This window comes from Vibrio astriarenae, assembly GCF_010587385.1.
Taxonomy (GTDB): Bacteria; Pseudomonadota; Gammaproteobacteria; order Enterobacterales; family Vibrionaceae; genus Vibrio; species Vibrio astriarenae.
The window spans coordinates 2,080,153-2,094,088 of the sequence record NZ_CP047475.1; the positions used below are offsets into that span (position 1 = coordinate 2,080,153).

A 13,936-nucleotide genomic window follows, 5' to 3' on the forward strand; every position below is an offset into this window, starting at 1 on the left:
GAAACCAAAAATACATCACATTAAGTTAACAACTCAATACTTTATCGACCGCTTTACCCTTAACTTAAGAAATTTTGACTGTTCTTCATGTTAGAATCCCTAAAAACACGCTGTGTTTACTCTTAATAAAAGACGGATCGAACAATGAAAATAGTCAGCTTCAACATAAATGGCCTGCGTGCCCGCCTCCATCAACTTCAAGCGCTGATCGACAAACATCAGCCAGATGTCATTGGTCTGCAAGAGATCAAAGTGCACAATGAAGCCTTCCCAATCGAAGATGTAGAAGCCATGGGTTACCACGTCTACTTCCATGGCCAAAAAGCGCACTATGGTGTCGCTATGCTGTGCAAGAAAGAAGCCCTGCACGTGCAAAAAGGCTTTCCGACGGATAACGAAGAGCACCAAAAACGCATGATTATGTGCACTGTGGAAGATGATAACGGTGATAAGGTGACGGTGCTTAACGGCTACTTCCCACAAGGCGACAATATCGCTCATGAAACAAAGTTTCCGTACAAGCGTCAGTTTTACAAAGACCTTATGACGTACCTCAATGAGCACCACAGTGCCGATGAAAAACTGGTTGTGATGGGTGATATCAACATCAGCCCAATAGATGACGACATCGGTATTGGTGAGCCTAACCGCAAGCGTTGGCTGAAAACTGGTAAGTGCTCATTCCAACCAGAAGAGCGTGAATGGCTACAAACTCTCCTTGATTGGGGTCTTACTGATACGTTCCGTCAAATTCACCCTGATGTGAATGACCGATTCTCGTGGTTTGATTACCGCTCAAAAGGTTTCCCTGACAATCGCGGCCTACGAATCGATGTGATATTGGCTACAGAGTCACTCGCAGCACAGTGCTTCGAGTCAGATGTCGATTATGAACTCCGTGGCATTGAGAAACCTTCGGATCATGCACCTATTTGGTCTAGCTTTAAGTAATAGACGAATTCATTAGAATCAAAAAGAGCGCCCATTATGGCGCTCTTTTCACATCAACTCAAAGGCTTCAAATACGCCAAGAAACGCTTCTCTGCAAACTTAAAGCACCACAGAATAATAAACGTCAGCGCCATATAGAACATGCCTGCCGTAAGGAATGACTCAAACGGAGCATAGTAGCGCGAGTTCACCAAACGAGCAGCACCCGTTAGATCTAAGATGGTGACAATCCCTGCAACCGCTGAGCCATGCAGCATAAAGATCACTTCGTTGCTGTACGCAGGAAGCGCTCTACGCAACGCACTTGGCAAAATAATACGGCGATAGGTCATGAACGTACCCATACCATAAGCCTTCGCAGCTTCTACTTCCCCTTTTGGTAGCCCGTTAATCGCACCGCGAATGATCTCTGCGGTATAAGCCGAAGTGTTAAGTACAAAAGCCACCAAGGCACAGAACCAAGCATGTTGCCACATGGTATCTTTCACTGGGAAGAACTGATCCATACCGTAATAGATCAAGTAGAGCTGAACAAGAAGCGGTGTACCTCGGAAAAAGTAGATAAACGCCCAACTCGGTAGCCAAAATATCGGATTGGATGTGTTGCGAGCTATCGCTAACGGAATGGCAATACACAACCCAATGATCAGCGCGAGACCCACCAGCCAAACGGTCGTCCATAACCCTTCAAGGTAAATTGGAAAGCTTTCTACAACTAAAGAAAAATCCATGATTACCTCGCGTGAATACTAAATTTACGTTCAACCAGCTTCAGCAAGCCTGTTGATACTGCAGTAAAGAAAAGGAAGATCACGGCCACTGTCATGTAGAAAGTGAACGGCATTTTGGTTGAACCTGCCGCTAGAGAGCTGATTCGCACCATGTCTTCAAGACCGATAATCGAAACCAGAGCCGTAGTTTTAAGCAGTACCAACCAGTTGTTACCAAAGCCCGGCAGAGCATGGCGAATCATTTGTGGAAGCAAAATACGGTGGAAGGCCTTGAACGCGCTCATGCCATAGGCTTTTGCCGCTTCCATTTGTCCCTTATCAACCGCCATGATGGCGCCGCGGAACGTTTCTGCCATATAGGCACCGAAGATAAATCCGATAGTCAACACACCCGCAATAAATGGGCTAACGTCGATGTAATCAGGGAGGTACGAAACCCATTCATGATCAGGGTTACGACCTGTAAAGAATTCGTTCAACCACTCATTAGTGCCATAAAGGGTGTTATTAAGCAGAATTTGCCCGCCGAAAAAGATCAGCATCATCAGCACTAAGTCGGGAATACCACGGATAATGGTGGTGTAAAGAGTCGCGATGGCGCGTGCCCATCGGTAAGGTGCAAGCTTAGCAAGCGCACCAGCCATGCCAAGAATGACGGCAAGCAATAGCGATAGAAGCGCTACTTCAATCGTCAAGATAGCCCCTTTAAAGATAGAGGCTTCATATCCTTGTAAGTCGATCATAGAGGATTCCTGTCCTGACCTTTCAAAACTACACTGGCAGGGAGAAAGGAGGGTTGGCCTACCTGAGCAGGCCAACTATTTTGATTAATCGCCGTAAACGTCGTAGTTAAAGTATTTTGCTGCGATTTCTTGGTATTTGCCTTGCTCACGTAGAGATTGGATAGCACCAGACAATGCTTCAGTTAGGTCTTTATCTTGCTTGCGTACAGCGATACCGAAACCTTCACCGAACCATTTAGGATCAGTCAGTGATGGGCCTGTGAACTCATAAGCATCACCACCATCTGCGTTTAATACACCTTCTTCTAGTGCAGATGCATCGCCCAATACTGCTGAGATACGACCGTTTGCTAGGTCAAGGTATGCCTCGTCAAAAGAGCCATAACGTACGATGTCTACATCTTTGTAGTTGTCCGTCAGATATTTGTCATGAGTGGTTGCACGTTGAACGCCAATCTTCACGCCTGCTAGGTTTTCGAAGTCGATACCTGCATCTTTCTTAGCGATAAATTTGTTCGGGATAAGAGCGTATTTTTCAGTAAAATCAATACGCTTCTTACGCTCTTCAGTGATAGACATCGCTGCAATAATCGCGTCGTATTTACGCGCTAGCAGTGACGGAATAATGCCGTCCCAGTCTTGCGGTACGATCACACACTTCGCTTTTAGCTCTTCACACAGCGCGTTTGCCATATCCACATCAAAGCCTTTCAGTGAACCGTCACCTTCTGTCCAGCTAAATGGAGGGTATGCGCCCTCGATACCGAAACGAATGGTGTTCCATTCCTTCGCTTGCGCCATACCTGTTACTGCTGTTGCTGCGATTGTCGCGGCTAATAACCACTTTTTCATTTCCATACTCCTGTGATTGTTATTGTCGTGCTCGTTGGTTTGAAACCCAATAGACTGCCTTTATCCATTCTGTGAGCACAGGTTTTTAGTAAATAGATGATATAAACTGCTGTAGTCGTTCTGATTCAGGGTTCGTAAATAGCTTAGCTGGATCTCCCTGCTCTTCCACTTTCCCTTGGTGAAGGAACATGACGTGGTTTGATACGTCACGAGCAAAAGCCATTTCGTGCGTCACCACCAGCATGGTTCTCCCCTCTTCGGCAAGCTCACGCATCACACCCAATACTTCACCAACGAGTTCAGGGTCGAGTGCGGAGGTAGGCTCATCAAACAACATCACTTCTGGGTCAACGGCGAGTGCTCGTGCGATAGCTGCACGCTGCTGTTGACCACCAGAGAGGTGTCCTGGGTAGTAGTCTTTGCGCTCCCAAAGACCCACTTTTTTGAGAAGTAGCTCTGCGTTTTCGATCGCTTGTGCTTTAGGTACACCCAACACGTGCACAGGCGCTTCGATAACATTTTCGAGAACAGTCATGTGTGACCAAAGGTTGAAGCTTTGAAACACCATCGCAAGACGAGAGCGGATACGCTGAACTTGCTTTTCATTGACGGGTTGGGATTCACCAGAGCGGTTCTGTTTCATTTGAATCAATTCACCATTGACCCAAATCTCACCCGCAGTAGGTGTTTCAAGAAGGTTGATACAACGAAGGAAGGTACTTTTACCTGAGCCAGAGGAGCCGATGATGGAGATCACGTCACCTTTGTGCGCCTCAAGGGAGATCCCTTTCAATACTTCATTTTGGCCAAAGGTTTTGTGTAGATCTTTGATATCTAGCGCGGCGACATCTTTCATGCGCTCTAACTCCCTGTCTTAACATTTATTCTCATCATGAGAAAGTCTGCGTACTAAACTAGCACCCAGCCACAGGGAACGCAACATAGCATTAACGGCAAACGTTTACTTTTTCAGCAAAAAGCGCGGTAAAAAACAGCGGTCGCGAATAATTAGTCTGTAATAATTTGTAAATGCGGGGATGTATGCCGAAGTTTGAATATTTACTCAAGCGCACCCATTAAAGCTCGTGAAACATTAACGCAACAAAAAACGCTCCCTTAAGGGAGCGCTTATATCACTAAATACTACTAAAACTACTAAAACTACTAAAACTACTATTTTTGGATTATTTCATACCCAACTTTAACCAAATCTAGTTTATTTGATTGAGCTTCATTAGGCGTAGATACAATAGAAACTTTGTCTACAAATTGTTCTGTTGAAAGCGGAGCATGGTATTGAAACATCATCAACTTAACGAAATCTGAGTTCAAGTCGTCACTGCTGGCGATTACGGAGAACTCTATATTCTCCCCTCCTTCAGGTTTGTAACTCGCACTAATTTCATAATCTGGAATAACAACAGAATCTCGATCATCCGCAATTGCGTAAATCGTATGCTTAGCGTTCGCTCCAACCTCGATATATGCTCTTACAAAGTTTTCATCACGAGTATTCACCACCCCGTTCCCTTCAACTGAACAGCCAGCCGCACTACAGAAAACCTCTGGTTCATTCCCTAAATAGACATAAGCTTCTGCTAACTCATTATCAAAGGATTCATTTGATGCGATGAGTTTGTTCGATTCAACTTTCCAACCATTATACTCGCCTACATTTCTTAAAGCGTAACTTAACTCATCTGTCAGGTTAACTTGTGTTCGTGATAGATCTAACTCCTGCCAAACAAACGCTGTATCTTTCGAGTAAGTCATTACATTTGAACTATCGATAGATTTTGAAGAATCGCTGGTCCAATTTACGTAAGAAAAACCAGTAAGAGTTTCAAGTTCTACTGTTGATGGAATACTACCTTCAACATCATTTGACAATGAGGAAGCTTTAGGCATCGCAAAAGAATTAATCATTCCTGAAGCATCATAGCCAGCGAAAAGCACACTTTCTGAGGTCGCTACAATATCAATCTCTCTCTTAATTGAAGCGCTATTAGTTATTTTGCTATTGCGTAGTGTCTCAAAACTATAATCTGCTATGGCGATACTCCCGTCAGCAGAAGCTAAACTAGCAGATTTAGCTACATCTGAAACACTCAGTTTGCCAGCTGTGTAACAGGCAGCGTTGCCACCTTGTGGCGATTCAACATTGATGAGGTAATTACCCAGTAATTCTTTTTGGATAGCTAAAGAATGGTAGTTTCGGCTAGATGATGAGCCAACGTTATCCATAACGACTACGAACCCTGCATCAGGAACATCATTCTCTGTAAAAGTGAGAGTACCCGAGCTATTGATACTTGCCGTTAAGTCTTTAAACATTTCACCATTTGCATCGTAACTAATAACCGATTCAATTGTTGTGGCGATTTTTGCATAATCCACATTGCCCGAATCATACTCTTTGAAGTACGTTGGATTTTTACAAGTAGACGATAGTAAATCTGGATCTTTATCCACTTCCATCTGGATAAAGCTAAATGTGTACTTCGTCGGTGCCGGAGGAGGAGGCGTACCACCACCGCCACCACCACAACCTAGCAACGCACCCGAAAGTGCCGCCACGATTGGCAAAACAACTGCTTTTTTCATTATTTGGTCCTTTCAATTCATTCTGAGCGGCAAACTCGTGCCGGAAATCTGACTGTGTTAGTTATATAGCGGTTTAATGCAGGGTTCATGCCACAAATGTAAATAAGTGTTACCAACTCAAAATCAGGCTAAAAAAGGGTCATTTTTGTATGACAAAGTAATCTACTTTCCACTTTGAAATCCAGTTTCCCTATATTTGGCAGGGATTTACCATTGAATAGAACGAAATGTAATTAAATTTCACATTAATTTTATAAAGTGATCTAAATCAATCACCCAAAAGGGTAAGCACGTTAAACTCCCTGCCAATCTGGGTACACTCCCCTTTTTGTTGGCACGAAGAGGGTCGGGTTGAATATCGCTTGGCAGCCGTATTAAACCTTTGGCAACTAAAATGTGTGCTAGGATTTTCATAACCATTCATCGCAAGGATTGCGATTTGTTCGAAAGAACATACTTACTATTTCTAACATCATGAGGAATCTATGTCAGACGCAATGAATAAGGCTCATTCAGCTGAAGATATTGAGACTAAAAGCTACAGTGAGCTACATCGTCCCGCATCAGAGTTCGATTCACGCTCAGATTATCTCGATCACGAACTACAAATTATGAAGCCTCGTCGCTTCGGTCTAAACCTTCCAGGTCGTGATTTCCGCTTTGAACTTGAAGATCTTGTTCCTGCACTTGCAGGTACTATCGGCATTATCGCAATGTACTCGGCGGTAATGATGTCTTGGGCAGATGGTTTAACCGCTGCTTGGGACCACGTTGAACTCGGCAAAGAGTTTGCTATTGAAGTTGCCCGTGTAGAGATGCTTATCCCTGCGCTACTCTTCTGTATCCTTGCTTCCGGTTTCTTTAACCCAAGAGCAAACCTTGCTGGTAACCACGGCCCGATGATCCCACTGATCGGTTCTATTGCTTTGGCGGGTGCTCACCCTCTAGCACTAGCAATTTTGCTTGGTGTGTTCGGCCTTCTGTTGAGCTACTTTAAAGGGGGGTCCAAACTCGTCAACTTGACGTCTGAGGGTACCGCTGGTGGCTTACTTATCTTCCTCGGCTTTACCGGTGTAATGAGTCAGATTGGCTCTATCCAGTCTTGGGCTGTCGGCCTGCAGTCTGGTGATGTTGCAGCAGGCAGCATGGGTTACGTTGGTCTGATCGTTCTTGGTATCAACATCGCAATCTACGCATACCTAGCAAAAATCAACAAGCGTTGGTTGGCTATCCCTGTGTGTGCAATTGCGGGTCTATTGATCGCGCTTGGTCTAGGCGCTGGTTTCGACCTAACGTTTGAAACCGAGATGGGTCTACCTAACCTTAACCCAGTCTACTGGTGGGGCAGCACTGAGCAAGGTTGGATGCTAGGTCTTCCAAACCTAGAGCACTTCATTGCTTCATTGCCATTCGCTATTCTAGCAGTAGCAATGTGGTCTCCTGATTTCCTTGGTCACCGTATCTTCCAAGAGCTCAACTACCCGCGTCGTACTGAGAAAGTACTGATGGACGTTGATGACACAATGACCATGTGTTCATTCCGTCAAATGGTAGGTACTGCAGTTGGTGGTGGTAACATCACTTCGTCTTGGGGCACATACATGATTCCAGCCGCAATCGCGAAGCGCCCGATTCCTGCTGGTGCGATCCTACTTGGTTCATTCTGTATCATCGTTGCTATCCTTGGTTTCCCAATGGATGTGGCAGTATGGCCACCAGTAATGCGTGTTGCACTGCTTGTCGGCGTATTCTTGCCACTACTTGAAGCAGGTATGCAGATGGTTAAGGACACCAAAGATTCTCAAGCTGCAGGTATCTGTATCTTCGCTTCTGTTGTTGCAAACCCAGTTCTTGCATGGGCATTGACAATGTTCCTAGACAACAACGGTTTAATCGGCGATAAAGAGCGTGCTTCGCGTCTATCGTTTGTCGATAAGATTGTGATCCCAGTTGGTGTATTCGCAGTATGTCTTGTAGCAATGCTTGCTGTAGGTATGCTAGAGAGCCAATACGGTTTAAAAGCTTGGCTATAATAAGTTAAGCCTATGACAGGGGCAGCTTCGGCTGCCCTTTGTAAATGAATTTTAACAATTACAAAAAAATTTAGCATTTATTGATTTAGTTTAAGGTTTCAAAAATTTTTTTGTTTTACCCTTGAATTAAATCGAGTAAATCTCCACACTATAGGTGGTGACAATATTTATGGATGTATAGCACGTTTTATCGTCTATACATATTGTTACTTAGAGTGTACTAGGACGCCACACGGTGTCTGATGTACGTGTTTTTTCTACTAAAAAGGTAGGTATGTCATGGCTGAGCAATTTGCTAAAGCTTGGGAAGGTTTTGCTGAAGGTGATTGGCAAAACGAAGTAAACGTACGTGACTTCATTCAGAAGAACTACGCTCCTTATGAAGGCGACGAGTCTTTCCTAGTTTCTGAAGGTACTGAAGCGACTAACACGCTTTGGGCTAAAGTAATGGAAGGTATCAAGCAGGAAAACAGCACTCACGCTCCTGTTGATTTCGATACTTCTGTTATCTCTACCATCACTTCACATGATGCGGGTTACATCAACAAAGACCTAGAAACTATCGTTGGTCTACAAACTGAAGCGCCTCTTAAGCGTGCAATCATGCCTAACGGTGGTGTGCGCATGATCGAAGGTTCTTGTAAAGCATACGGCCGTACGCTTGACCCACAAGTTTCTAAAATCTACTCAGAGTACCGCAAAACGCACAACCAAGGTGTTTTCGATGTTTACTCTCCAGACATCCTAAAATGTCGTAAGTCTGGTGTTCTGACTGGTCTTCCTGATGCATACGGTCGTGGTCGTATCATCGGTGACTACCGTCGTGTAGCACTATACGGTGTAGACTTCCTAATGAAGGACAAAGTTGCTCAGTTCCATTCAACTCAAGAGCAACTAGAAGCGGGTGACAACCTGCAAATGACTATGCAGCTGCGTGAAGAGCTTCAAGAGCAACACCGCGCACTAGGTCAAATGAAAGAAATGGCAGCTTCTTACGGCTTCGACATTTCTGGTCCTGCGACTACTGCACAAGAAGCAATCCAGTGGACTTACTTCGGTTACCTAGCGGCTGTTAAATCTCAAAACGGCGCGGCTATGTCTCTAGGTCGTACTTCGACTTTCCTAGACGTATACGTTGAGCGTGATATCGCTGCTGGTCTTATCACTGAAGAACAAGCTCAGGAAATGATCGACCACTTCGTAATGAAACTACGTATGGTTCGCTTCCTACGTACTCCTGAGTACGATGAGCTATTCTCTGGCGACCCAATCTGGGCAACAGAATCTATGGGTGGTATGGGTGTTGACGGTCGTACGCTAGTTACGCGTACAAACTTCCGTTTCCTAAACACGCTATACACTATGGGTCCTTCTCCAGAGCCAAACATCACTGTACTTTGGTCTGAGCAGCTACCTGAAGGCTTCAAGAAGTTCTGTGCGAAAGTATCTATCGATACTTCTTCTATCCAGTACGAAAACGATGACCTAATGCGTCCAGATTTCGACAACGATGACTACGCTATCGCTTGTTGTGTATCTCCAATGGTTATCGGTAAGCACATGCAGTTCTTCGGCGCTCGTGCGAACCTAGCTAAGACTCTACTTTATGTTATCAACGGCGGTGTAGATGAGAAGCTTAAGATCCAAGTTGGTCCTAAGACTGAAGCGATGACTGACGAAGTTCTAGACTTCGACAAAGTTTGGGCTGGCCTAGACAGCTTCATGGACTGGCTAGCTAAGCAGTACGTGACTGCACTAAACGCTATCCACTACTCACACGACAAGTACAGCTACGAAGCAGCGCTAATGGCTCTTCATGACCGTGACGTACGTCGTACTATGGCTTGTGGTATCGCTGGTCTATCTGTTGCAGCTGACTCTCTATCTGCAATCAAATACGGCACAGTTAAGCCAATCCGTGACGAAGACGGCATCGCGATCGACTTCGACATCTCCGGCGACTACCCTAAATTTGGTAACAACGACGCACGTGTTGATGACATGGCTTGTGAACTTGTTTCTATCTTCATGGGTAAAATCCGTAAGCTTAAGACTTACCGTGATGCAGTACCTACACAGTCTATCCTTACTATCACTTCAAACGTGGTATACGGTAAGAAGACAGGTACTACACCTGACGGTCGTAAAGCAGGCGCTCCATTCGCTCCAGGTGCAAACCCAATGCACGGTCGCGATGAGAAAGGTGCTGTAGCTTCTCTTACTTCTGTAGGTAAACTACCGTTTGCTGACGCTAAAGATGGTATCTCATACACGTTCTCTATCGTTCCAAACGCACTAGGTAAAGAAGAGGATTCACAACGTTCTAACCTTGCTGGTCTGATGGATGGTTACTTCCACCACGAAGCTGGCATCGAAGGTGGTCAACACCTAAATGTGAACGTTCTTAACCGCGAAACTCTAGAAGACGCTGTTAAGCACCCAGAGAAGTACCCTCAGCTAACAATCCGTGTATCTGGTTACGCTGTACGCTTTAACTCTTTAACTGCAGAGCAACAAGCTGACGTAATCGCACGTACATTCACTGAATCTCTATAATTAGAGACACTCATTGAATAGAGAAAGCCCCGCCTGCGTGCGGGGCTTTTTGTATGCAGACAAACTGCACAAAACCTCACATAACCCTGACAATTTCTCGGACTAAGCCCATTTTTTATGTACTATAGCTGCAATTAACAAAAGGAAGTTGTAGTTATAATAATGAAGCCTTTATCAGTTCTGGCATTAAGCCTTTCCTCTCTCGCTTGCAGCGTTGCTGCCTCTGATAGAAATACACTTGTATTCAGCATCGATAACGATGGAATGGTGCGCACTGATCACGACTATTCAAATGGTCTGTTTCTCTCCTACACAACGGGAGCGATCAATCCACCGATGTTTCTGCGCCCTTTGAGCTTATCCATGTGGGGCGTCTCTTCTCTCGATAAATTTGAGTTCGTACTCGGCCATAAGATGTGGACGCCAGAAGACATCGAAGAAGAGAATGCGATTGCTGGTGACCGTCCTTACGCCGGTTTTTTCCATACCGAATTTAACTATATCAGTTTGCACCCTCAGCAAGCTCACCGCTTTAACTTAACGGTGGGTGTGACGGGTGAAAACTCTTTTGCTTCACAAGCTCAAAGCATTGTTCATGGTATCGTTGGTTCTGATGACCCTAGGGGTTGGGATAACCAAATCGATGAAGGTTGGGTCGGAAGTGTTGGCTACCTCAGCCACTACAATTTGATGCGTGAACGCTCTTTCGGTAACTCTCAAGTTGAGATCTCTAATGTTAGTGAAGTCAATGTTGGTAACTTCCGAAGTGATGTATCGACGGGTGTCATGTTTAGATGGGGTACTGATCTTGATGGTAATATGGGTGCGGCAAATATTGACCATGAGAATCCATTTCGAGCTGGTATGATTGGCGCGTCCAATTCGGGTTGGTTTGGCTTTGTGGGTGCTGAGGGTCGAATTCGGTTCAATGATGTGACTATTGAAGGTCATCGCGATTTAGTCAACCCCGACCCGAGTTTGCCATTGTCAGCCTATGAGATGGAAGTCGAGCCGCTGCAAGCCACGCTGGTTACCGGCTTGGTTTGGTATAACCAAAACTTTGGTGCAAGTTTGACTATCGCCGGGCATACACCTGAATACACGAACGCCCCTCAATCTGTTTATGGCACCGGTGGTTTCACCCTGTTCGGCTTCTTCTAAACTCTTCGAGGGAGTCATGCACTCCCTCAATCCTTTCCACCTGTCACAGTTGTAAAACTTGTTACCTTCTGTAACCAGCTTCGCTGCAATCAAACCTATTTAATCCTCAACTTTTGTAATAAAATATCTCAACTATTTGAAGAACAGAGATTAACTCATGTCTACTACTGGTCGTATTCACTCGTTCGAGTCTTGTGGCACTGTCGATGGCCCAGGTATCCGATTTATCGTTTTCTTACAGGGCTGTCTGATGCGCTGTAAATACTGTCACAACCGTGATACTTGGGATCCGAAAGGTGGCAAAGAGGTCACGGTGGATGAAATCATCAAAGATGCGACGTCTTACCGTCACTTCATGAACGCTTCTGGTGGCGGTGTCACTTGTTCAGGTGGTGAAGCTATGATGCAGCCTGAGTTTGTGCGTGATTTCTTTAAAGCAGCGAAAGAACAAGGTATTCACACCTGTCTTGATACCAACGGCTACATCCGTAAACACACTGAAGTCATTGATGAAGTGTTGGAACAAACCGACCTAGTGATGCTTGACCTTAAGCATATGGATGACGAAATCCATGAAGATCTGATTGGTGTTTCTAATCACCGTACACTCGATTTTGCACGTTATCTACAGAAAATCGGTCAAACGACATGGATTCGCTATGTTGTCGTACCAGGTTACACAGATGACCTAGACGCTGCACGTAAGCTCGGTGAGTTCATTAAAGATATGGACAACATCGAGAAAGTGGAGCTGTTGCCTTACCACAAGCTAGGTGCACACAAATGGGAAGCGCTGGGTCATGAATACCCGCTCGAAGGCGTTAACCCACCTTCAAAAGAGGTGATGGATAGCATCGTAGAAGTCCTTAGCGAATACCACGACAACATTAAATACTAATAAGTGTCTATCGGATGTCGATCCGGTAGACCGACAACAAAGTAAAGAGGCTCTAAACCATGGAAATGACAAACGCTCAACGTTTGATCCTATCAAATCAATACCGTCTGATGATGAAGATGGACCCAGAGAACTCAGGTCGTTACCAACGTCTACAAACCATTGTAGAGCGTGGATACGGGCTACAAATGCGTGAACTAGACAAAGACTTCGGCCGCCTAACGGAAGATGCTTGTCGTGAAGTGATCGATTTCATGGAAATGTATCACGCGATGCAAGAGTCGAACAAAATGCTAGATGCAGAAGAGCGTGCGGACGTCGACCAGCGCCGCCTTCTGTTCTTGGGTTTTGACGCGGCGACTGAAGCGCAATACGTTCACTATGTGCGCTTCCTTGTAGATTCTGAGGGCCTTTACCCTCAATTTGATAAAGGCGATCACCACTTTAACTCGCAAATGCCAATGCTTGATAAGTACCGCCGTATGCTTGCGACATGGCGCCACTGCCCTCGTCAATATCACTTGTCAGCAGCTGAGTTTAAGCAGATTTTTAACGCTTAATCACCCAACTCCCGCATACAAAAATGCCGTAACGCGTCGAAACCGTTACGGCATTTTTATTGGCTATCATATCGAACCTAGAAAGAGTATGTCAGCCCCAGCATCACACTCGTACCATGAGTCGCATCTAGAATTGGGCTCTCTTCAAGGTCTCCCTCTAAGTTAGAGTAGCGAATTGCCCCCATCACGCGAATACTGCGGGTGATACCGTAATATCCCGATGCACCAATAAAGAAGTTACCATCCCACCCTGGCTGAAACTCATCAAATCGCGTTCTTGCCGCTTCTGCTGCGCTCACTCCATAGAGGTGCTGATTTAACTTTTCACTGTTGTAAGCGTAACCAATGTTAGGGGTAATTCCCCAACGTTCACCTCGAATAGGATATGAGTAGGAAGTTTGCGCATAAAGACCATTGTGCCTTGAGCCAATATCAGTACCAGCAGACACTTCAAACATGCCATAGCGACTCAAGTATTGGTAACTCGCGCCCCCCAGCACTGACGACTTCCTCTTGTCGAGCTTTTTGATATCAGGGTCACTTGAATCGCCTGGGTCCAGTGTTCGAGGATCATATTGGAGTCTGAACACAAAATTGTGAGGTGTACCGCGTGGAAAAACTCGGTAGCCCGCCGAAAAACCACGCAGGAACAAATGCTCTCCTTCATAGCCAATAATCGGAATCACCGTACGATTTGAATCGGTATCAATATACACTTCTGGGGAATAAGAAGCGCCGACACCCACAGACCAAGGCGAAGGAGCCGCACTGACACTTGCACTGCACGCAAGGGCAGTAAAGAGTAAAAACTGACGCTTAGAGTTATACAACATGATCTCTCCGTGAA

General features: G+C 45.3%; 12 protein-coding genes. 6 read left to right on the forward strand and 6 right to left on the reverse strand.

The window, feature by feature from the left end; translation table 11 throughout:
- Window positions 1–144: 144 nt before the first annotated feature.
- Window positions 145–951 carry an exodeoxyribonuclease III gene (gene xthA / locus GT360_RS09730; RefSeq protein WP_164648679.1) on the forward strand — a complete coding sequence of 269 codons (807 nt, stop codon included), beginning with the start codon at window positions 145–147 and terminating at the stop codon, window positions 949–951.
- 53 nt (window positions 952–1,004) lie between these two features.
- On the opposite strand, the gene GT360_RS09735 is transcribed toward xthA, so the two are convergent.
- From GT360_RS09735 to GT360_RS09755, 5 genes are all read right to left on the reverse strand, one after another.
- Window positions 1,005–1,682 carry an ABC transporter permease gene (locus GT360_RS09735; protein WP_164648680.1) on the reverse strand — a complete coding sequence of 226 codons (678 nt, stop codon included), beginning with the start codon at window positions 1,680–1,682 and terminating at the stop codon, window positions 1,005–1,007.
- Between the two features lie 2 nt (window positions 1,683–1,684).
- Window positions 1,685–2,425, reverse strand: coding sequence for an ABC transporter permease (locus GT360_RS09740; RefSeq protein WP_164648681.1), 741 nt, complete (start codon window positions 2,423–2,425; stop codon window positions 1,685–1,687).
- An 84-nt stretch (window positions 2,426–2,509) separates the two neighbouring features.
- Entirely contained in the window at window positions 2,510–3,277 is a 768-nt protein-coding gene (locus tag GT360_RS09745) for an ABC transporter substrate-binding protein (protein WP_338062493.1), read from the reverse strand.
- 85 nt (window positions 3,278–3,362) lie between these two features.
- Window positions 3,363–4,133 carry an ABC transporter ATP-binding protein gene (locus GT360_RS09750; RefSeq protein WP_164648683.1) on the reverse strand — a complete coding sequence of 257 codons (771 nt, stop codon included), beginning with the start codon at window positions 4,131–4,133 and terminating at the stop codon, window positions 3,363–3,365.
- 317 nt (window positions 4,134–4,450) lie between these two features.
- Window positions 4,451–5,881 (reverse strand): hypothetical protein, encoded by a 1,431-nt coding sequence (locus tag GT360_RS09755; RefSeq protein WP_164648684.1) that lies wholly within the window; start codon window positions 5,879–5,881, stop codon window positions 4,451–4,453.
- A gap of 485 nt (window positions 5,882–6,366) precedes the next feature.
- On the opposite strand from GT360_RS09755, the gene GT360_RS09760 reads away from it, so the two are divergent.
- From GT360_RS09760 to GT360_RS09780, 5 genes are all read left to right on the forward strand, one after another.
- Entirely contained in the window at window positions 6,367–7,914 is a 1,548-nt protein-coding gene (locus GT360_RS09760; RefSeq protein ID WP_164648685.1) for a DUF3360 family protein, read from the forward strand.
- Window positions 7,915–8,193: 279 nt separating this feature from the next.
- Window positions 8,194–10,470, forward strand: a complete 2,277-nt coding sequence (pflB, locus tag GT360_RS09765) for a formate C-acetyltransferase (protein WP_164648686.1) — start codon at window positions 8,194–8,196, stop codon at window positions 10,468–10,470.
- Between the two features lie 162 nt (window positions 10,471–10,632).
- Entirely contained in the window at window positions 10,633–11,631 is a 999-nt protein-coding gene (locus GT360_RS09770) for a lipid A deacylase LpxR family protein (RefSeq protein WP_164648687.1), read from the forward strand.
- 157 nt (window positions 11,632–11,788) lie between these two features.
- Complete coding sequence (pflA, locus tag GT360_RS09775) at window positions 11,789–12,529, forward strand: pyruvate formate lyase 1-activating protein (RefSeq protein WP_164648688.1); 741 nt, start codon at window positions 11,789–11,791, stop codon at window positions 12,527–12,529.
- Window positions 12,530–12,588: 59 nt separating this feature from the next.
- Window positions 12,589–13,089: a YfbU family protein gene (locus GT360_RS09780; RefSeq protein ID WP_164648689.1), complete on the forward strand. Its 501-nt coding sequence runs from the start codon at window positions 12,589–12,591 to the stop codon at window positions 13,087–13,089.
- Window positions 13,090–13,166: 77 nt separating this feature from the next.
- Here the strand turns inward: GT360_RS09780 and GT360_RS09785 are convergent, their stop codons facing one another.
- Window positions 13,167–13,922 (reverse strand): MipA/OmpV family protein, encoded by a 756-nt coding sequence (locus tag GT360_RS09785; RefSeq protein ID WP_164648690.1) that lies wholly within the window; start codon window positions 13,920–13,922, stop codon window positions 13,167–13,169.
- Window positions 13,923–13,936 lie beyond the last annotated feature (14 nt).

Excerpts from the sequence above, each read along its gene's own strand:
- xthA (WP_164648679.1), top strand. The coding sequence starts at position 145 with ATGAAAATAGTCAGCTTCAACATAAATGGCCTGCGTGCCCGCCTCCAT.
- GT360_RS09735 (WP_164648680.1), bottom strand. The coding sequence starts at position 1,682 with ATGGATTTTTCTTTAGTTGTAGAAAGCTTTCCAATTTACCTTGAAGGG.
- GT360_RS09740 (WP_164648681.1), bottom strand. The coding sequence starts at position 2,425 with ATGATCGACTTACAAGGATATGAAGCCTCTATCTTTAAAGGGGCTATC.
- GT360_RS09745 (WP_338062493.1), bottom strand. The coding sequence starts at position 3,277 with ATGAAAAAGTGGTTATTAGCCGCGACAATCGCAGCAACAGCAGTAACA.
- GT360_RS09750 (WP_164648683.1), bottom strand. The coding sequence starts at position 4,133 with ATGAAAGATGTCGCCGCGCTAGATATCAAAGATCTACACAAAACCTTT.
- GT360_RS09755 (WP_164648684.1), bottom strand. The coding sequence starts at position 5,881 with ATGAAAAAAGCAGTTGTTTTGCCAATCGTGGCGGCACTTTCGGGTGCG.
- GT360_RS09760 (WP_164648685.1), top strand. The coding sequence starts at position 6,367 with ATGTCAGACGCAATGAATAAGGCTCATTCAGCTGAAGATATTGAGACT.
- pflB (WP_164648686.1), top strand. The coding sequence starts at position 8,194 with ATGGCTGAGCAATTTGCTAAAGCTTGGGAAGGTTTTGCTGAAGGTGAT.
- GT360_RS09770 (WP_164648687.1), top strand. The coding sequence starts at position 10,633 with ATGAAGCCTTTATCAGTTCTGGCATTAAGCCTTTCCTCTCTCGCTTGC.
- pflA (WP_164648688.1), top strand. The coding sequence starts at position 11,789 with ATGTCTACTACTGGTCGTATTCACTCGTTCGAGTCTTGTGGCACTGTC.
- GT360_RS09780 (WP_164648689.1), top strand. The coding sequence starts at position 12,589 with ATGGAAATGACAAACGCTCAACGTTTGATCCTATCAAATCAATACCGT.
- GT360_RS09785 (WP_164648690.1), bottom strand. The coding sequence starts at position 13,922 with ATGTTGTATAACTCTAAGCGTCAGTTTTTACTCTTTACTGCCCTTGCG.